We start from the raw sequence: 19,087 nt of genomic DNA on the forward strand, positions 1-19,087 counted from the left end.
CGTTGCGCCGCCCCCGCCTGCTCCGGCTCCGGCCCCTGCTCCCGCGCCCATTCCGGCGCCCACGCCAGCCCCTGCCCCCGAACCCGTGGCAGCTGCGCCGGCCAGCGACGCCGGCGATCGCCCCTGGATCGACCTCGGCCTCGACATCAGCCTCGCCCGCTCCTCGCTGATCGGTGTGACCATCGGCTACACGCTGCTGCTCCACAATCGCGGCGATCGCCCGGCCCGCGACATCATGGTGCGCGGCATATTGGGCAATGCGGGCGCGCAGCAGGATGCGTTGCTGCGCCATTTCTTCGGTGGCGAGACCGGCATGCCGCTGCATTCGATCGTCTCGATCGCGCCGGGCGAAACCGTGCGCATGACCAATGAACTGCGCCTAGCCCAGGACGAGATCGTGCCGGTGACGATGGGCGAACGGTCGCTACTGGTGCCGATAGCCGCCTTCGACGCCCATTATCGCTGGGGCGAGGATGAGGAAGCGCCCGAAGGCACCGGCCGCACCGGTCGCGCCTTCATCGTCGGCCAGGAACAGGATCCGCCCGCCGAACGCCTGTCGCCTTTCCGCCTCGACCAGGGGCCGCGCCAATATCGCCGGCCGGCCGCCCGCGCCGCCGCCGAAGTGCCGCCGGCCTGAGCATTTCCCTTTCCTGTCCGGCCAGGCGCTCCTAAAGTGCCTGCCGGACAAGGCAAAAGGGGCCGCATGGACATTATCGTTTCCACCGACTGGCTGGCCGGCGAAATCGGCAAGCCCGATCTCGTCATTCTCGACGCCAGCCTGTTCCTGCCCGGCACGCCGCGCGACCCGCGCGCCGAATTCGACGCGGCCCATATCCCCGGCGCCGCCTATATGGACCTGCCGAGCCTCAGCGATCCCGCCGATCCGGTACCGGGCCAGTTGCCGCCCGACGCGCTGATGACGCAGCGCATGCAGGCGCTGGGCGTCAACGCCGACAGCCGCATCGTCGTCTATGACAATAGCCCGACCCACAGCGCGGCGCGCGGCTGGTGGATGATGCGCGTCTATGGCCTGGGCGCATCGGCTGCGATCCTGGACGGCGGCCTGCCCAAATGGGTCGCCGAAGGCCGCCAGGTCGACAGCGGCATGCCCGCCATCGAGCCGGGCAACGCCGTCGCCCGGCTCGACCGCACACAGGTCCGTAGCAAGGCGGACATCCTCGCCAATCTCGCCAGCGGCACGGCGCAACTGCTCGATGCACGCGGCGCAGGGCGCTTCACCGGCGCCGAGGCCGAACCCCGCCCCGGCATGGCGTCGGGCCATATCCCCGGCAGCCGCAACATCCCCTCCTCCGCCTTCTTCGCCGCCGACAACAGCCTGAAGCAGGGCGAGGAGCTGCGCCGCCTGCTGATCGACGCCGGCACCGATCTCGACCGGCCGATCATCACCACCTGCGGCAGCGGCGTGACCGCGGCGATCATCCTCGCGGCGCTCGAAACGCTCGGGAAGCGCGACGTCAGCCTCTATGACGGCAGTTGGTCGGAATGGGGGTTCGATCCCGCCACGCCCAAGGCGACCGGGCCGGCCGCATGAGCGAGGACAGCAGAAGGCCGCTAACCCGACTGGCGCAGGCCGGCCGCCGCGCCGACTGGACCGGCATGCCGGGGCAACCCGGCGCGATCGTCAGTCCGGGCGTGTGGCGCGCTTCCACCATCCTCTATGACGATGTCGCCCATCTGCGGAAGGCGGCTGGCAGCAGCACGCATGAACGGCTGTTCTACGGGCGCAAGGGCACGCCGACCAGCTGGAGCCTGGCCGATGCGCTGACCGAGATGGAGCCGGGCGCGGAGGGCACGATGCTCTTCCCCTCGGGCGTGGCGGCGATCGCCTGCGCGCTGATGGCGGTGCTGCGGCCGGGCGACCAGTTGCTGATGGTCGACAGCGCCTATGATCCGACCCGCAATTTCTGCGAACAGGTGCTGAAACCCTTCGGCGTCGAGACGCTCTATTATGATCCGACCATCGGCGCCGGCATCGCCGAGCTGCTGACCGATCGCACCCGCGCCATCTTTCTGGAATGCCCCGGCAGCCTGACCTTCGAGGTGCAGGACGTGCCGGCGATCACCGCGATCGCGCGCGATCGCGGCATCACCACCCTGCTCGACAATACCTGGGCGACGCCGCTTTTCTTCCCGGCGCTGGCCCATGGCGTCGATATTTCGATCCTCGCCTGCACCAAATATATTGTCGGCCATAGCGACGTGATGATGGGGTCGGTCACTGCCACACCGGCGCTGTTCCCGAAAGTCCGCCAGTCTGCCTATCTGTTCGGCCAGATGACCAGCCCCGACGATGCCTGGCTTGCCAGCCGGGGCCTGCGCACGCTGGGCGTCCGCCTGGCCCAGCATCAGGCGAGCGCACTGCAGATCGCGCAGTGGTTGAAGGACCAGCCCGACGTTGCCCGCGTGCTGCATCCCGCTCTGCCCGATTGCCCCGGCCATGAATTGTGGGCGCGCGATTTCAGCGGCTCGACCGGCCTGTTCAGCTTCGTGCTGCAGGGCGGGGACGAGGCGGCCCGCGCCGCGCTGATCGACGGGCTCGCTCATTTCGGCATCGGCTATAGCTGGGGCGGGTTCGAGAGCCTGGCCCTGCCGGTCGATCCGGCCCGCTATCGCACCGCGACCGCCTGGCAGGCGGAAGTGCCGGTCATCCGGCTGCAGATCGGGCTGGAGGATCCCACCGACCTGATCGCCGACCTTGACGCCGGTCTCGCCCGCTTCCGGGCAGCGCGCGGATGACGCAGCTGTCCGCATGGCTGGCCCGACTGCCGGGCAATGCGGACATCACCCAGCCGCTGATCGCGGTCGGCATCGCGCTGCTGCTCTATGCCATTGCCCATAGCGCGGCGCGCCTGCTGGCGCCGCGGGTGAAGGACAGGCTGCCCGCGCTCAGCGAACTGGTCTCCACCCATATTCGCCCGATGCTGCGTCATGCGATCAGCGTGCCGCTGTTCGCGACGGCACTGGCGCTGTGGCCGGCGGACAGCATCGCCCATCTGATCCTGGGCGCCGCGCTCGCCCTCGCCGTCGCCCTGTTCGCGCTGCATCTGCTGCAGGCGCTCAGCTTCCCGCGCTGGGCGATTACCCCGCTCGCCCTGCTGCTGTTCGTCATGGTGATATCGGGCAGCAGCGGCGGCATCGCGCCGGTCGGGTCGATGCTCGATGATGTCGCGCTGACGCTGGGCAAGCGGCGGATCAGCCTGCTCGACCTATTGTCGGTTGCGGCGACATTGGTCGCGCTGCTTGCCGGTATCCGCCTTGCCAACCGGCTGATCCGGCGCAGCATCCAGAAGGCGCCCGATCTCGACCCGACCCAGAAGTTGCTGGGCCAGAAGCTGGCCGGGATCGCCGTCATCATCGCCGCCTTCTTCATCGGCATCGACATATTGGGCATCGACCTCACCGCCTTCACCGTCTTTTCCGGGGCGCTGGGCCTGGCGGTCGGCTTCGGCCTGCAGAAGACGGTCGGCAATCTGATCGCCGGCATCATCCTGCTGATGGACCGGTCGATCAAGCCGGGTGACGTGATCGCGGTCGGCGACAGTTTCGGCTGGGTCAGCAAGATCGGCGTGCGCGCCGTGTCGATCATCACCCGCGACGGCAAGAAGCATCTCATCCCCAACGAAAATCTGATGACGCAGGAGGTGGAGAACTGGTCCTATTCCGACCGCAATATCCGCGTCCGCATCCCGGTGGGGATCAGCAACGACAGCGACATCGCGCTGGCCCAGCAACTGATGCTGGAAGCGGCCAAGGAAAGCCCGCGCGCGCTCAAGCATCCCGAGCCCAAGGTATGGCTGACCGCGCTCGGCCAATATCGGCTGGAGCATGAGATTCGCGTCTGGATCAACGATCCGGAAAATGGCGTGGGCGGGGTGACATCCGACGTGCTGATGCGGGTGCTGGACAAGTTCAAGGCACATGGCATCATCGTCCCCTATCCGCGCCAGATCATCGAATTGCGGCAGCCGCAGGACAGACATGATCCAGCAATGAATGAGCCCGACATTTCGGACCATTCCCCGTCCTGAGCGACCGCGACAGCGTTCGAATATCCAATAAATTATGCCTTATCATGCAGATACGCCGGACATCCGGCGATCGCAGCCGCGCACCTTGTTGCGTCGTAGCAACAATAAAAGACGCAAAAGACATGAAACAGCAATAATATCTTGTGCGCCGCAGCGCGCGCAGGCATGGCCAAACTTGTTGAGGCAAGCTGGCCCACTTCCCCTGGGGGAAGCATAGAGGCAGGCGCCTGAACGCAGGCGGGACGATCGCAGAACCATCAAGGGGATTATCATGCGTAAGTCCATTCTCGGCCTCTCGGCCTTCGCTCTTGTTGCGCTGTCGGCACCCGCCATGGCCCAGGATGAGCCCGCTCCCGCGGTGACCGTCACCGGCAATGCCGCCGTCGTCAGCGATTATCGCTTCCGCGGCATTTCGCAGACCAACAAGAAGTTCGCGCTGCAGGGCGGCATCACCGTCACCCATGAATCGGGCTTCTATGTCTCGACCTGGGGCAGTTCGATCGACGAATATGTCGCCAACGGCTCGGACCAGGAACTCGACCTGATCGGCGGCTATTCGACCACGGTCGGCGGCGCGACGATCGACGTCGGCGTTCTCTATTATTACTATCCGGGCAATGCCGGTGCGAACACCGACTTCGTCGAGCCCTATGCCTCGATCAAGGGCACGTTCGGCCCCGCCACCGCCAAGCTGACCGCCAACTACGCCCCCAAGGCGAAGGCGCTGACCGTCGGCAATGGCAAGGAAGACAATCTCTACCTCGCTGGCGACGTCTCGGCCTCGATCCCCAACACCGCGCTGGGCGTGTCGGCGCATCTGGGTCACAGCTTTGGCCCGAGCTACCTGACCATCGGCAAGGAATATACCGACTGGAATATCGGCGCGACCTACACCTGGGGTCACCTGACCTTCGGCGTATCCTATGTCGACACCGACAAGTCGCTCTATTCGTCGGCAGGCCACAATATCAGCAAGGCCGGCGTGCTCGGTTCGCTCACCGCCTCCTTCTGATCCGCCTTCCCTTCGGGGATGAACAGGGCCACGCTCTCCAGGGGGGATCGCGGCCCTTTCCTATATGCGGTGTTTACGGGTCGCCTTGGCCCGCGCCGCTGCCTATAAGGCGCCGATGCCTCCGATCGCCCTCCTGCTGCTCTTCGTCGTCACGATCGCGCTGATGGAGGGCTTTGCCTATGTGATGCACCGCTGGGTGATGCATGGGCCGGGCTGGTTCCTCCACGCCAGCCACCACCGCCCCCGCACCGGCTTCTTCGAGGCCAATGACCTCTATTTCGTGATCTTCGCCATGCCCTCCATCCTGCTGCTGCTGGGCGGGGTGCAATGGGGCTGGGGCAATTGGGCGACGGCCGTTGGCGCCGGCGTCGCCGCCTATGGCGCGATCTACCTGGGCTTCCACGACATCATCGTCCATCAGCGGGTGCGCCACCGCTATGTTGCCCGCTCGCGCTACATGAAGCGGATCGTCCAAGCGCATCGGCTGCACCATGCGGTCGAGACCAAGGACGGTACGGTCAGCTTCGGCTTCCTGATCGCGCCCCACCCCGCGGACCTCAAACGCGAACTAGCGCGGCGCGGCCGGGCCGGCGTGCGCGCCGCCAGGCATTGGCAGCCCGGCACGCGGGACTAGATCCGCGCGACATCGGTGGGAAGCGGACATTCTACCCCTCTCCCTTGAGGGAGAGGGCTGCGCAGACTTGGCAGCTTGCTGCCTAGTCGTAGCTGGGTGAGGGGGATGCCGCCCTTTCCTATTCGGTCATTCTCTGCTCCACCCTTGTCCATGGACGAGAGTGCCCGGCAATCCATGCGCGACATCCCGCCAATGGCTGGCCGGCGCCTGACTGGCGCACCCTTGTCGCGTCACTGTCGCTTCGGGCGCGCGTCAGCGACGCGTCGCGTTCTGCCCGGCTGTCGCGTTACAGGCGCGCCACCGGCGCGCGGCAGGCGCATATCTGGCGCAAATAGGGTGAATCACCCCGATAACGGTGTGAACTTCGGCGGACATGAAACTGTCGCGTCGCGAACCGGACTGGGCAGGCCCCTAGCCGCGCAGCGCGCAGGGGACGATGCTGGACGGATCGGGGCGGGCGGTGCTGCGGCGGAAGCGGGCCATATAGCCACCGGCGGTCGGCTTGGCGATCATCTCCTCCAGCCGGAAGCCCATTGCCGCCAGTTCGCAGGTGAGCAGGCGCCGGGGCGTGCCATGCTGGTCGGTCGGCCGATCGGCATCGACCACGATCAGTTCGCCATCGGCTTTCAGCGCGGGGCTGAGATGCCAGAGGAACGCATAGGGCTCGGCGATCTCATGATACATATGGACCATGAAGATGCGGTCGAAGCTGTTTTCGGGCAGCTTGGGATCTTCCGGCGCGCCCAGCTTCACGCTGACATTGGTCCAGTTTTCGCGGGTGATGCGACGGCTGAGCGCATCGATCACCTCGGGCAGGATGTCCTCGGCCAGAACCCGGCCCTTGGCGCCGACGCGCTTGGCCAGGCGCACGGTATAATAGCCCTCGCCAGCACCAATGTCGGCAATGGTCATGCCCGGCCGGATGCCGGCCCGGTCCATGATGTCCTCGGCCTCATTGACCCGGTCGCGCGCCTCCTCGCTCGACCAGCGGGTCGACACGATCGGCGCCACCGGCCGGTCGGCGCGGGGGAAGGACGCGGCGCCGGCCGCGCGTTCCGACTGATTGCCGCCTGCCAGCGGCCCGCAGGCTGCCAGCAGGAGCAACGGCCCCGCCAGCGCCATGCGGATCATCAGTCGACATCCTCCACGTCGACCTTCTCGCCCGTGACCTTCTGGCTGAGCGCAGCGGCCATGAACGGATCGAGCGCGCCATCGAGCACATCGTCCGGAGCGGTCGAGGTGACGCCGGTGCGCAGATCCTTCACCAGCTGATAGGGCTGGAGCACATAGGAGCGAATCTGGTGACCCCAGCCAATTTCGGTCTTGGCAGCATAGTCGGTCGACGCTGCTTCCTCGCGCTTGCGCAGTTCCGCTTCATACAGGCGCGCCTTAAGCATGTTCATGGCCGTCGCGCGGTTCTTGTGCTGCGAGCGGTCATTCTGCGACGCGACGATGATGCCCGAGGGGACGTGGGTGATGCGGACCGCGGAGTCGGTGGTGTTGACGTGCTGGCCGCCCGCACCCGAGGCGCGATAGGTATCGATCTTGAGGTCGCTCTCCTTGACCTCGATATCGATATTGTCGTCGATCACCGGATAGACCCAGACCGACGAGAAGCTGGTGTGGCGGCGCGCGGCGCTGTCATAGGGGCTGATGCGGACCAGGCGGTGGACGCCGCTTTCGGTCTTGGCATAGCCATAGGCATTTTCGCCCTTGATGAGGAAGGTAGCCGACTTGATGCCGGCGGTTTCGCCCGCCTGATAATCGACCAGTTCCACCTTGAAGCCGCGCCGTTCGGCCCAGCGGCGATACATGCGCGACAGGATTTCGGCCCAGTCCTGGCTTTCGGTGCCGCCGGCGCCGGCGTGGATTTCCAGATAGGTGTCGCTGGCATCGGCTTCGCCCGCCAGCAGCGCCTTGATCTTGTCCTCGTCGGCGCGCTCGGCCAGCGCCTTCAGCGCGGCGATCGCTTCGGAGACCATATCCTCATCGCCTTCGGCCTCGGCCATTTCGATCAGTTCGGCATTGTCGGTCTTTTCCGCCTCGATCGCGCGGGTGGCGCCGATCGCGCTGTCGAGACGGGTGCGCTCGCGCATCACCTCCTGCGCCAGCTTGGCATTATCCCACAGGGTCGGATCCTCGACGCGGGCATTCAGCTCGTCCAGCCGGCGTAGCGCACGGTCCCAGTCGAGGAAGCGGCGCAGCAGGTCCAGCGCGGCGTCGATACGGTCGATATATTGCTGCGCTTCGGCGCGCATGGGAGGTCTCCAGAATCTCGTGGCGTCCAGCGTCAGCTACCCGAACGCATCAAACGCCTGCCCCTATCCCAGGCCGGGCTTTTTGGGAAGATCAATCCGCCGGAGGGGCGGCGCGGCAAAGGTCCGAAATCTGCCGGACATAATGGCATCTTAGCCCGATGGCGCAGACCGCCCCGCGCGAGGGCGGCGCATCAAGGGGGAAAACCTTTTTCCATGAAAGGCGATCCCATGAACCCGACCACGCCCATGCCGGCGACGCACAGCCCGGCCACCCTCTATATCCTGCTCGACGCCGTGCGTTGCTGGGCGGCAGCGCGACGCCGACGCCGGCCGGCGATGGCCCAGTTGCACCTGCGGCTGCGACGCTATGGCTGCGAACAGCTATCCCCGGCGCTCGACAGCCTGTTGCGCCTGGGCGAGCAGGTGACCGGCCATGGGCTGCGCACCGGCCGGGGGCCGCGCCTGAGCGAGGACGAGAATCTGCTGATCGACCTGTTGCAGGCGCGCTGGACCGGCCCCGTTCCCTATGCCTGCAGCGACGCGATCGCCTGCGCCTTCTGCTATGCGGTGCGATCGACCCAGATATTGCTGGCGCAGGCGCTGGAGGGCCGGCGCGGCGCCACCAGCCTGTCGATCCGCGACGCCAATCCGCGCCACTGCTGAGGATAAGAGGGCGGGCGCCGACGCGCCCGCCCCTCAATAGATGCCGCCCTGGTCCTGCAGGAAGTCGGCGTCGTTGCGCTGCCGGGTGCGGACCGCGTCGGCCTTGGCCGCGACCTTGGCCTGCGCCTCCGCCTCTTCCTTGCGGATGGTGCGGCGCGGTTCGGATTCGGGCTTGAACGCTTCCCAGATGACCGCGGGCTTGGGCTCGTCGGTCGGCCAGGCGCCATAGACGCGCTTGCCCGAACGGCGGTCGATCGCGACCATGCGAATGCCGGCCGGGGCGATGAACGGCGTCTTGGGCATGGTCTCCAGGATCGGGGCCATCGCTTCCTTCCAGATCGGCGCGGCGATGCGGCCACCCTGTGCCCAGCCGCCCAGGCTGCGGGGCTGGTCATAGCCGATATAGACGCCGGCAACGAGGTCGGGCGAGCCGCCGACGAACCAGACATTGGTCGGGCCGTTGGTGGTGCCGGTCTTGCCGAACAGCGGGCGCTTGAGGTCAGCCAGCACGGTCGCGGTGCCGCGCTGGATCACGCCTTCAGTGATATGGACGACCTGATAGGCGGTCATCGGGTTCATAACCTGACGCCCCTCGAACCCGAAGCGCGGCATCGGCTTGCCGTCCCAATTGGCCATGTTGCAATTGTCGCAGGGATGCCAGCGTTCCGGCCAGATCACCTTGCCGCGCCGATCCTGGACATAGTCCATCAGCTTGGGCGCGAATTGGCGACCCTGATTGGCGAGCGTGGCATAGGCGTTGACCATCCGTTCCACCGTCGTCTCGCCCGCGCCCAGCGCGAAGGAGAGATAGGGCTGATAGTCGCCGATGCCCATATTCTTGATGGTGCGCACGACCCGGTCCATGCCGGTCTGGCTGGCGGCGCGCACGGTCATCAGGTTGCGCGACTGTTCCACGCCCCAGCGCATCGTCTGCGGCCCGGCACTGCCGCCCGAGAAGTTGCGGAAGCATTTCTGGCCAAGGCCGGCGCCCTGATAGACGCACAACGGGCCATCAACGATGATCGAGGCCGGCGTCATGCCATTGTCGAGCGCGGCGGCATAGACGAAGGGCTTGATCGTCGAGCCGGGCTGACGCTGCGCCTGGGTCGCGCGGTTGTAGGAGGAAAGGCGATAGTCGAAGCCGCCCTGCATCGCGCGGATGCGGCCCGAATGCACTTCCTCCACCACCATGCCGCCCGACACTTCGGGAATGTTGCGCAGCGCCCAGCTGGCACCGTCGCGGGCGACGATGATCAGGTCGCCCGGCTTCATCGCCGAGATGGCGGGACCACCGGTGCGGCGATAGGGCAGCTGCGCCAGGCTGGCGGGCAGCGTGCCGGTGGTGCCGTCGGCAAAGCCGATCTGCGCGCCACTGCTGTCGCGGCTGATGACGGCGGCGACGCGCCAGCCGGCATAATCGACGCTGATGAAGCTGGCGGCGAGTTCGCGTTCCCAGCCCTTGTCGGGGTCGATATGACCGACCGGGCCGGACCAGCCGCGCCCGGCGCCGAAACGCAGCAGGCCGTTGCGCAGCGCGGTCTGGGTATGATCCTGCACCACCGGATCATAGGGGCTGCGCACCCACAGGCCGCCGGCATAGACGCTGTTGGGGCCATCCTCCGCCTTTTCGCCGAACTGCTGGATCAGGCGGCGACGCACCTCCTCCATATAATAGCCGCCGGCATTGGCGTCGAAGCTGGAGCCATGGGCGGCAACGGTGCCGAGCGGCAGGGCGATGGCGGCGTCGCGCTGGGCCGCGCTGATCCAGCCATTCTTCTCCATCTCGCCCAGCGCCCAGTTGCGACGATCGATCGCGCGGGCATGGCCGGTGGTGCTTTCCGGGCGATAATTGGCCGGCCCCTTGGGCAGGATCGCCAGATAGGCCATTTCATGCAACTGGAGATCGGCGACGTCCTTGTCGAAATAGGCGCGGGCCGCCGCCTGCACGCCATAGGCGTTCCGGCCGAGGAATATCTGGTTGAGATAGAGTTCGAGGATCTGCTGCTTGGTGAGGACATTTTCCATACGCCAGGCGAGAATCATTTCCTTCACCTTGCGCGTGGGCGAATATTCGTCGCCGATCAGCAGATTCTTCGCCACCTGCTGGGTGATGGTGGAGCCACCGCGGGCGCGCTGCCCCGAGCCGAGCTTGCTGGCATAGTCGAACACCGCACCGGCAAAACCGGGAATGTCGACGCCATGATGTTCGAAGAAGGTCTTGTCCTCCGCCGCCAGATAGGCGTGGATCAGCTGCTGGGGATAATCGCTATATTGCAGCTGGACGCGGCGTTCGCGGGCATAGCTGTGGACCGGCTGGCCATTGATGTCGCGCACCATGGTCGGTAGCGGCGGCTCATATTCCAGCAGCGAGGTCGCGTCGGGCAGGCCGCGCGCGAAGATCAGCCAGAACAGGAAGATGGCGAGCAGGAAGCCGCCCAGCAGGATCGCGGCCCAGCGGAACAGGCGGCGCTGCCACAAGGGCTTCAACCGGTCGGCAATGCCCCCGGCGCCACGGCGCAGGCGATAGGCGAAGGACGATGCGGGCGGATTGGAACGGGCCTCTTCCATGGTGGAAGAGGCTCTAGAGCCTGATCGCCTGAGATGGAAGCGCTTTGCGTTTCCATCGATGGCGTGAATCAGGCTCTACATCCTGACTCCCGGTCAAAAGTCCTTCAATACCAGCACCGATGCGCGGATAGACGCGTCAGCCGCCCGACCGGCCGCTGCCCATGGCAAGCTTGCGGGCGAAATGGACGTCGATGGCGCGGGCGACGCCGCGCGCGATTGCCTGCTGCCCCTCGTGCGAGGAGAGGAAAACGGCATCATCCGCATTGCTGATATAGCCGGTCTCGAACAGGACCGAGGGGGTGTCCGGGGCCTTCAGCACCATCAGCGAGGCGAAGCGGTGATAGGCGCTGCGGAACGGCACATAGGGTGCCGCCTCGCGCTGCAGCAGCCGCGCGAAATTGGCCGAAATGTTCATCGATTCCCGCTGCGTCAGATCGATGAGGATCGAGGAGACATCGCCCGACTGGTTGCCGAGATTGACGCCGTTCAGCACATCGGCCTTGTTCTCGCGCGCGGCGAGCCGGGCCGCCTCCCGGTCCGATGCGGTTTCGGAGAGGGTGTAGACGGTGGCGCCATGGGCATCGGCATTGTCCGCCGAATCGGCATGGACCGAGATGAAGAGATCGGCACCCAGCTTGCGGGCGATGCCATAGCGCTCCTGCAGCACGAGGAAGCGGTCATCGTCGCGGGTCAGCGCCACGCGCACCCGGCCGGACTTGACCAGCTGGTCCCGGATCGCCTGCGCGATCGCCAGCGTCACATCCTTTTCGCGCTTGCCATTATCCTTGTTGATGGCGCCCGGATCATGACCGCCATGACCCGCATCAATCACCACCAGCGGGCGCGATCCGTCGCGCACGCCCTCGATCGCGGGCAGATCGACGCCGCGTGCGACCGGCGGGATCGGCACGGTGATCGAATGAATGCGCTTTTGCGGCCGGGCGCTCATATTGGCGGGCGCGTCGAAGCGCAGCCGCCCCTGCCCCACGGCGGTGCGGAACCGGCCGTCGGTCACATTCTGGAGCGAGAAGCTGAGCGACTTGCCGTCGGCCGCGATCTGCGGATCGCCGAGCGTTGCCGGCGTCGTCAGGTCTAGCACGATGCGCGCCATGGTGTCGCTGAGCTGGCCCTGGCGAATGCCACTGACCGCAGCATTGGAACCGGCATAGCGGCTGGCACCGGCCTGCGCGCCGGCAACATCCAGCGCGATGCGGCGCGGCCCGTCGAGCAGGAAGGCGGACGCGCCCTCGACCCGATCGTCGAACCGAACGGTGACGCGGTCGCCCTGCACGTCCACAGCCGCGATGCCGCCGGCATCGCCGGGGGTCGCGGCCAGCATCGTCGTTGCCAGCGCAATTATGTTGAGCATGCGCTGCTTGTGCAACGCGCGCCCATCGGCCGTCCAGCCCATTTTCATGACGTCTATCCGTCCAGCGTCCCCACGCTGAATTTCGGATTAAGCATCGCCCGTTGTGACGGGGTAAAATGAGACGGTTAATATCGGTTTCAGCATGAATCGCCGACCGGCCAATCAAGGTCATCATAAAGACATAATCTTTTCACGGACCGTTGCTCCCCGCGCCCATGACTGCTACCCCTTCACATTCCGGGAGGACCGACCATATCAATAAGGTCCTTTGCGGATCTTGATTATTTGCATCGGCGCGCGCCTGTCGCTCGAGCCGATGCGCAACAGGTTGACGCTGCATGAGGCATGACTTTCCTTCCACGCTGGCCCCGATACCGGGTGCTGTGGCGTGGATGGTCCGGCCCGGCGCACTGTCCGGCCCTGCCGACGCAGCAGACACGCAATTCTTCCTTCAAACCTGGACGATGCCGCCTCGCGCGCCGAACCCGGCGCGCGCACGGCCGTCCCTTCACTATCGCGTGGCGGCCCGGCTCCATGCCTGCGGCCGCCGTCGCCGGAGACACATAAATGACAATGCGTATGCTGATCGATGCGCGCCACCGGGAAGAAACCCGGGTCGCGGTCGTCAAGGGAAACCGGATCGAGGAATTTGACTTCGAATCCGCTGAGCACAAGCAGCTCAAGGGCAATATCTATCTCGCCAAGGTCACCCGCGTAGAGCCTTCGCTCCAGGCGGCCTTCGTCGATTATGGTGGCAATCGCCACGGCTTCCTCGCTTTCAGCGAAATCCATCCCGACTATTACCAGATTCCGCGCGAAGACCGCGAGGCACTGCTGCGCGAGGAACGCGCGCATGCCGAGGAAGAGGCCGCGCTGCGCGCCGATTATGACGAGGATGAGGACGCCGCCGGCGACGATGGCGTCGAGGTCGTGGAAGCGACCCATCATGACGATGAGGAAGGCGCCCACGAAGCCGAAGCCAGCGAAGGCGAAAGCAACGAAGGCGGCCGCCCGAACCGGCGCAAGCGCGAAAAGGGCGACGACGCAGCCGACGAGCTGCGCCGCAAGCGCATGGCGCTGCGCCGTCGCTACAAGATCCAGGACGTCATCAAGCGCCGCCAGGTGCTGCTGGTGCAGGTCGTCAAGGAAGAGCGCGGCAACAAGGGTGCGGCGCTGACCACCTATTTGTCGCTGGCCGGTCGCTATTGCGTGCTGATGCCCAACACCAGCCATGGTGGCGGCATTTCGCGCAAGATCAGCAATGCGGCCGACCGCAAGCGGCTGAAGTCGATCATCGCCGAAATGGCGCTGCCTTCGTCGATGGGCTGCATCGTGCGCACCGCCGGCCTGCAGCGCACCAAGCCCGAGATCAAGCGCGACTTCGACTATCTTGCCCGGCTGTGGGACGAGATTCGCGAAAAGACGCTGCGCGCCGCCGCGCCCGAGCTGATCCATAACGACAGCGACCTCATCAAGCGGGCGATCCGCGATATCTACAACAAGGATATCGAGGAAGTGATCGTCGAGGGCGAGCATGGCTACAAGGCCGCCAAGGACTTCATGAAGCTGCTGATGCCGAGCCATGCCCGGCGCGTGAAGCAATATGCCGACGCGGTGTCGCTGTTCCAGCGCGCCAGCGTCGAGGACCAGCTGGCGGCGATGTACAATCCCGTCGTTCAGCTGAAGTCCGGCGGCTATCTGGTCATCAACCCGACCGAGGCGCTGGTGTCGATCGACATCAACTCGGGCCGGTCGACCCGCGAGCATGGCATCGAGCAGACCGCCGTCGCCACCAACCTGGAGGCGGCGCGCGAGATCGCCCGCCAGCTGCGCCTGCGCGACATGGCAGGCCTGGTCGTCATCGACTTCATCGACATGGAGATGAACTCCAACATCCGTAAGGTCGAGAAGGCGATGAAGGAGGCGCTGAAGGACGATCGCGCCCGTATTCAGGTCGGCCGCATTTCGGGCTTTGGCCTGATGGAAATGAGCCGTCAGCGCCTGCGCACCGGCGTGCTGGAAGCATCGACCCGCCAGTGCCCGCATTGCGAAGGCACGGGCCTGGTCCGCACCGCATCGTCGGCGGGCCTTGGCGCGCTGCGGATGCTGGAGGAAGAGGCCGCCCGTGGTCGCGGCAGCGTCATCACCCTGCGCGCCAGCCAGGAAGCCGCCTTCTACGTCCTCAACAACAAGCGTCGCGAACTGGACGAGATCGAACAGCGCTATGGCGTGCGTATCGTCGTCCTGCCCGATGGCGAGATCGAGGGTGCCCGCATGTCGGTCGAGCCCAGCGGTCCGCGTCCCGAACGCGTCGTCACCTATGCCCCGCTCGCGGAGGAAGAGGATGACCTCGACGTGATCGAGGACGAGGAAGAAGAGGAAGAGATCGAGGAAGAAGCCGCCCCCGAACGCCAGGAGCGTGGCGAGCGTGGTGACCGGGGCGAGGAACGCGAAGGCGGCCGTCGCCGTCGCCGTCGTCGCCGCCGTCGCGGTGGCCAGCGCGAGGACGCGCAGGGCGAAGCCGGCGAAGACAATGGCGCCGAAGACGGTGAAGAAGGCGAGGAATCGGGCGACGTCGAGACCGATGCCGAGGCTGTTGCCGCCGAACCGGCCGCCGAAGGCGAGGATGAAGGTGGCAGCCGTCGTCGTGGTCGCCGCGGTCGCCGTGGCGGTCGTCGCCGTCGCGAAGGTGGCGAAGCGGGTGCCGAAGCCGGTGAGACCGCTGGCGAGGACGGCGCTGAAACAGTGATCGGAGCCGATGCGGCCGCGCCCGCCGAAGAGGCTCCGGTTGCCGAAGCGGCCCCGGAAGAAGCCCCGGCCGAAGAAGCGCCCAAGACGCGCCGTCGCCCCCGTGCCCGCAAGGCGAAGGACGCGGCGGCCGAACCGGCTGCCGTCGAAGCGACCGAAGCCCCGGCCGAGGTTGTGGCCGAAGCGCCCGCCGCCGAGCCGGTTGCCGAGGAAGCGGCCGAAAAGCCCAAGCCCAAGCGCACCCGCAAGAAGAAGGCGGATGTCGAGGCCGAAGCCGCTGCGGCAGCCGAAGCGCCCGCCGTCGAAGCGGTTGCCGAGGAAGTGGCCGAAAAGCCCAAGCCCAAGCGCACCCGCAAGAAGAAGGTCGAACCGGTCGCCGAGGAAGCCGCCGTCGAGGCCGCGCCGGCCGTGACCGAGGTCGCTGCCGCACCCGCCGAGACGCCGGCTGCGGCTGCACCGGCCAGCGAAGCCGTCACGGCCGACCCCGCCGCCGAGGCGGAGAGCGACGAGAATGGCGAGCCGCGCCGTGGCTGGTGGCAGCGCACCTTCGGCCAGTAAGGCCAGGGCACAGGCCTGAATGAAACACGCCGCCATCCAGCCCCAAGGGTCGGATGGCGGCGTTTTTCGTGGCTTCACTTGATGTTCAGGGCGAGAAGGGCATAAATCGGGCCAATGCCTGTTCCCCTTCCCCATCAAGGCTTTGCATGATGACGCGGTGGCTGCGCCTTGCCGCGCTCCTGCTGGGGTCGCTGATGCTGATGGCGCGGCCGGCACTGGCCCAGAGCATCCTGCGCGATGCTGAGACCGAAGCCTTCATGGCGGACATGTCGGGCGATCTGGTGAAGGCGGCGGGCATGCAGCCGCGCAATGTCCAGGTGATGGTGATCAACGATCCGGAGATCAACGCCTTCGTCGCCGGCGGCCAATATGTCTGGGTGCATAGCGGGCTGATTGCGCAGGCCGACAATGTGAACCAGTTGCAGGGCGTGGTCGCGCATGAACTGGGCCATATCGAGGGCGGCCATGTGATCCGCACCGACGGCATCAAGGAAGCGACCAGCATCACATTGCTGAGCCTGGTGCTGGGTGCAGCGGCGATCGCGGCGGGCGGCGCAGAGGCCGGCATGGGCATCATGGGCCTGGGCCAGCAGGTCGGCATGTCCAAATATCTGGCTTTCTCGCGCGCGCAGGAAAGCTCCGCCGACCTTGCCGGCGCGCGCTATCTGAGCGGCGCGCATCTGAGCGGCAAGGGCAGCCTGGAATTCTTCAAGAAGCTGCAGAATCAGGAATATCGCCTCGCGATTCCGCAGGACAACAGCTATGGCCGCACCCACCCGCTGTCGGGCGAGCGCATCAATGTGCTGCGCGAGGTCTATACGGTCGATCCGGCCTGGGACAATCCACCCAATCCGCAGCTGGAAGCGCGGTTCGAGCGGATCAAGGCGAAGCTGATCGGCTTCGTGTCGGAACCGCAGCAGACGCTGCTCAAATATCCCGAGAGCGACCGGTCGATCCCGGCCCATTATGCGCGCGCCTATGCCTGGCATAAAAGCGCCTATCCCGAGAAGGCGCTGAGCGAAGCGGACGCGCTGCTGACAGCGGCGCCGCATGATCCCTATTTCCTGGAGCTGAAGGGCCAGATCCTGCTGGAGAGCGGGCGACCGGGCGAGGCGATCCCACCGCTGCGCGAGGCCGTCGCCAAGACGCAGCAGCCGCTGATCGCAGTGCTGCTGGGCCATGCCCTGATCGCGACCGAGGATGAGAAAAATTACGCCGAGGCCGAAACCGTGCTGCGCAATGCGATCGCGCGGGACCGCGAAAATCCCTTCGCCTGGTATCAACTGGGCGTCGTCTACGAGCATCGCGGCGACACGCCGCGCGCCGCGCTGGCCAGTGCCGAGCGCTTTTCGATGATCGGGCAGGACAGTATGGCGCTGCGCAGTGCGGACGCGGCGATGCAGGGTTTGAAGCCCGGAACGGTTGACTATCTGCGGGCGCAGGATATCGCGATGGTCTCGCGGGCTGCCGTCGAGCAGAAGCGGAAGAGAAGATGACAGATCAGACCCGGCCCAGCTTTCGTGCGGCCCTATCCAACAGGAAAATGCAGATGACCCTGGGCGCCCTCGCCTTGATCGCTGGCGCCGCCGGCACCGCCCTTGCCGTGCAGGCGCCCGGCAGCGTCTCCACCGGCGACAAGGCCGCGATCGAAAAGATCGTCCACGACTATATCCTGGAGCATCCCGAGATCATCCCGCAGGCGATCGAGAAGCTGCAGGCCAAGCGGATGGAAGGCACGATCGATGCGAATCGCCAGACGATCGAGACGCCCTATGCCGGGGCATGGGAAGGCGCCGCCAATGCCGATGTCACCGTGGTCGAGTTTTTCGACTATGCCTGCGGCTATTGTCGCGCCTCGCTGCCTGACCTTGCCAAGCTGGTCGGCGCCGATGCCAAGGTGAAGATCGTCTATCGCGAACTGCCGATCCTGTCGGAGGAAAGCTCCGACGCGGCCAAGGTGTCGCTGCTGGCAGCCGAGCGCAATCGCTACATGGCCTATCACAAGGCGCTCTATGGCGCTGGCAAGGTGACTCGCGAATCGATCATCGGCGCCGCCACCCAGGCCGGCATCACCAAGGCCGATGCCGAAGCGGCGATGGCGTCGAGCAAATATGATGCCGAGCTGCAGTCGAACATCGCCCTCGCCCAGAAGCTGCAGGCGAGCGGCACCCCGACCTTCGTCATCGGCAATCAGGTGCTGAACGGTGCGGTCGGCTATGATTCGCTCAAGGACGCCGTGACGAGCGCCCGCGGGAAGTAAGCCCGAGAGCGGTTCGGGCGGGACAAGCAGGAGTTTGCGGGGAAGCGCGGCGCAGCGCCATTGACTTCCCCGCCCCATTTCCCTATCGGACGGCCCCTGACTTGCGGCCGCCCCGTGTGGCGGCCCTTTTTTGTCATACCTGATTCTCTAGTTTGTTTGAGGAATGAACGATGAAGCGCACTTTTCAGCCGAGCAATCTGGTTCGGAAGCGCCGTCACGGTTTTCGCGCTCGCATGGCGACCCCCGGTGGCCGCAACATCATGCGCGCCCGTCGTGCCCGCGGCCGCAAGAGCCTGAGCGCCTGAGCGACCTGACGCCGCCGGCCGCGCCTGCCATCATGGGCAAGCGCGCGGATTTCCTGGCGGCGAATCGGGGCCGACGCGCGCCCATGCCGGGATTCGTCCTGCTGGTGCGTGAGCGCGGCGACGGCGATCCGGCGATGCGTATCGGCATCACGGTGACCAAGAAGATAGGCGGCGCTGTCATCCGCAATCGGATGAAGCGCCGTTTTCGCGTCCTGGCACGCGAACTGCTGCCTGTGCATGGTGTGGCTGGTGCCGACCATGTGCTGATCGGCCGTGCCGAAGGCGTGGAGCGCGACTTCGCGCTGCTGCGCGGCGAACTGGAAAAGGCGCTGGGCAAGATATTGACCCGCCCCGAAGGCCAGGGCCGCCCGCCCCGCCGCAAGGGCGATTCCCGACCCGCGCCCCCAGCCGCGAAGACCGGCCAGCCGGCATGATTGCCCGGCTGCTGATCCTGATCGCGCGCGCCTGGCAGCTGGGCCCGTCCCGCATTCTCCCCCCCACCTGTCGCTATGCCCCCTCCTGTTCGGAATATGCGATCCAGGCGGTCGGCAAATATGGTGCGATCAAGGGTAGCTGGCTGGGGTTCAAGCGGCTAATGCGTTGCCACCCATGGGGTGGTTCGGGCTATGACCCGGTCCCCTGAGACATTGACGAGTATAGACG

General features: G+C 66.1%; 16 protein-coding genes and 1 pseudogene. 13 read left to right on the top strand and 4 right to left on the bottom strand.

Features of this window, described 5'->3' with window-relative positions:
* The 6 genes and pseudogenes from A0U87_RS01910 to A0U87_RS01935 form a co-directional block, all read left to right on the top strand.
* Nucleotides 1-637 (top strand): annotated as a pseudogene (locus A0U87_RS01910) (hypothetical protein); the annotation flags it as partial.
* Nucleotides 638-703: 66 nt separating this feature from the next.
* Complete coding sequence (gene sseA / locus A0U87_RS01915) at nucleotides 704-1,552, top strand: 3-mercaptopyruvate sulfurtransferase (protein WP_048936316.1); 849 nt, start codon at nucleotides 704-706, stop codon at nucleotides 1,550-1,552.
* Nucleotides 1,549-2,757, top strand: a complete 1,209-nt coding sequence (metC, locus tag A0U87_RS01920) for a cystathionine beta-lyase (protein WP_048936315.1) — start codon at nucleotides 1,549-1,551, stop codon at nucleotides 2,755-2,757. The genes sseA and metC overlap by 4 nt, the downstream gene beginning before the upstream one ends.
* Nucleotides 2,754-4,049 (top strand): mechanosensitive ion channel domain-containing protein, encoded by a 1,296-nt coding sequence (locus tag A0U87_RS01925; RefSeq protein WP_048936314.1) that lies wholly within the window; start codon nucleotides 2,754-2,756, stop codon nucleotides 4,047-4,049. The genes metC and A0U87_RS01925 overlap by 4 nt, the downstream gene beginning before the upstream one ends.
* A gap of 271 nt (nucleotides 4,050-4,320) precedes the next feature.
* Nucleotides 4,321-5,061, top strand: a complete 741-nt coding sequence (locus A0U87_RS01930; RefSeq protein WP_048936313.1) for a TorF family putative porin — start codon at nucleotides 4,321-4,323, stop codon at nucleotides 5,059-5,061.
* A 115-nt stretch (nucleotides 5,062-5,176) separates the two neighbouring features.
* Nucleotides 5,177-5,695 carry a sterol desaturase family protein gene (locus A0U87_RS01935; RefSeq protein ID WP_048936451.1) on the top strand — a complete coding sequence of 173 codons (519 nt, stop codon included), beginning with the start codon at nucleotides 5,177-5,179 and terminating at the stop codon, nucleotides 5,693-5,695.
* A gap of 411 nt (nucleotides 5,696-6,106) precedes the next feature.
* Here the strand turns inward: A0U87_RS01935 and A0U87_RS01940 are convergent, their stop codons facing one another.
* Entirely contained in the window at nucleotides 6,107-6,826 is a 720-nt protein-coding gene (locus A0U87_RS01940; protein ID WP_048936312.1) for a methyltransferase domain-containing protein, read from the bottom strand.
* On the bottom strand, nucleotides 6,826-7,953 hold the full coding sequence (prfB, locus tag A0U87_RS01945) for a peptide chain release factor 2 (protein WP_048936311.1): 1,128 nt from the start codon (nucleotides 7,951-7,953) through the stop codon (nucleotides 6,826-6,828). The genes A0U87_RS01940 and prfB overlap by 1 nt, the downstream gene beginning before the upstream one ends.
* A gap of 228 nt (nucleotides 7,954-8,181) precedes the next feature.
* Here prfB and A0U87_RS01950 point away from each other — a divergent pair, with 228 nt between their 5' ends.
* Nucleotides 8,182-8,616 carry a hypothetical protein gene (locus tag A0U87_RS01950; protein ID WP_048936450.1) on the top strand — a complete coding sequence of 145 codons (435 nt, stop codon included), beginning with the start codon at nucleotides 8,182-8,184 and terminating at the stop codon, nucleotides 8,614-8,616.
* Between the two features lie 33 nt (nucleotides 8,617-8,649).
* On the opposite strand, the gene A0U87_RS01955 is transcribed toward A0U87_RS01950, so the two are convergent.
* Entirely contained in the window at nucleotides 8,650-11,184 is a 2,535-nt protein-coding gene (locus tag A0U87_RS01955; protein ID WP_048936310.1) for a transglycosylase domain-containing protein, read from the bottom strand.
* A 136-nt stretch (nucleotides 11,185-11,320) separates the two neighbouring features.
* Entirely contained in the window at nucleotides 11,321-12,601 is a 1,281-nt protein-coding gene (locus tag A0U87_RS01960) for an N-acetylmuramoyl-L-alanine amidase (RefSeq protein WP_048936309.1), read from the bottom strand.
* A gap of 519 nt (nucleotides 12,602-13,120) precedes the next feature.
* Between A0U87_RS01960 and A0U87_RS01965 the strand changes: the two genes are divergently transcribed.
* The 6 genes from A0U87_RS01965 to yidD all read left to right on the top strand — a co-directional run bounded on the left by A0U87_RS01965 (nucleotide 13,121) and on the right by yidD (nucleotide 19,067).
* On the top strand, nucleotides 13,121-15,859 hold the full coding sequence (locus tag A0U87_RS01965; RefSeq protein ID WP_234415655.1) for a ribonuclease E/G: 2,739 nt from the start codon (nucleotides 13,121-13,123) through the stop codon (nucleotides 15,857-15,859).
* A gap of 149 nt (nucleotides 15,860-16,008) precedes the next feature.
* Complete coding sequence (locus tag A0U87_RS01970; protein WP_048936449.1) at nucleotides 16,009-17,355, top strand: M48 family metalloprotease; 1,347 nt, start codon at nucleotides 16,009-16,011, stop codon at nucleotides 17,353-17,355.
* Nucleotides 17,352-18,119, top strand: a complete 768-nt coding sequence (locus A0U87_RS01975; protein WP_170978344.1) for a DsbA family protein — start codon at nucleotides 17,352-17,354, stop codon at nucleotides 18,117-18,119. Before A0U87_RS01970 ends, A0U87_RS01975 begins: the two co-directional genes overlap by 4 nt.
* Nucleotides 18,120-18,289: 170 nt before the next feature.
* Complete coding sequence (gene rpmH / locus A0U87_RS01980; RefSeq protein ID WP_004210039.1) at nucleotides 18,290-18,424, top strand: 50S ribosomal protein L34; 135 nt, start codon at nucleotides 18,290-18,292, stop codon at nucleotides 18,422-18,424.
* A gap of 32 nt (nucleotides 18,425-18,456) precedes the next feature.
* Nucleotides 18,457-18,858, top strand: coding sequence for a ribonuclease P protein component (gene rnpA / locus A0U87_RS01985; protein ID WP_037518557.1), 402 nt, complete (start codon nucleotides 18,457-18,459; stop codon nucleotides 18,856-18,858).
* Nucleotides 18,855-19,067, top strand: coding sequence for a membrane protein insertion efficiency factor YidD (gene yidD / locus A0U87_RS01990; protein ID WP_004210035.1), 213 nt, complete (start codon nucleotides 18,855-18,857; stop codon nucleotides 19,065-19,067). The genes rnpA and yidD overlap by 4 nt, the downstream gene beginning before the upstream one ends.
* Nucleotides 19,068-19,087 lie beyond the last annotated feature (20 nt).

The organism is Sphingobium sp. MP9-4 (genome assembly GCF_005281675.1).
GTDB lineage: Bacteria > Pseudomonadota > Alphaproteobacteria > Sphingomonadales > Sphingomonadaceae > Sphingobium > Sphingobium yanoikuyae.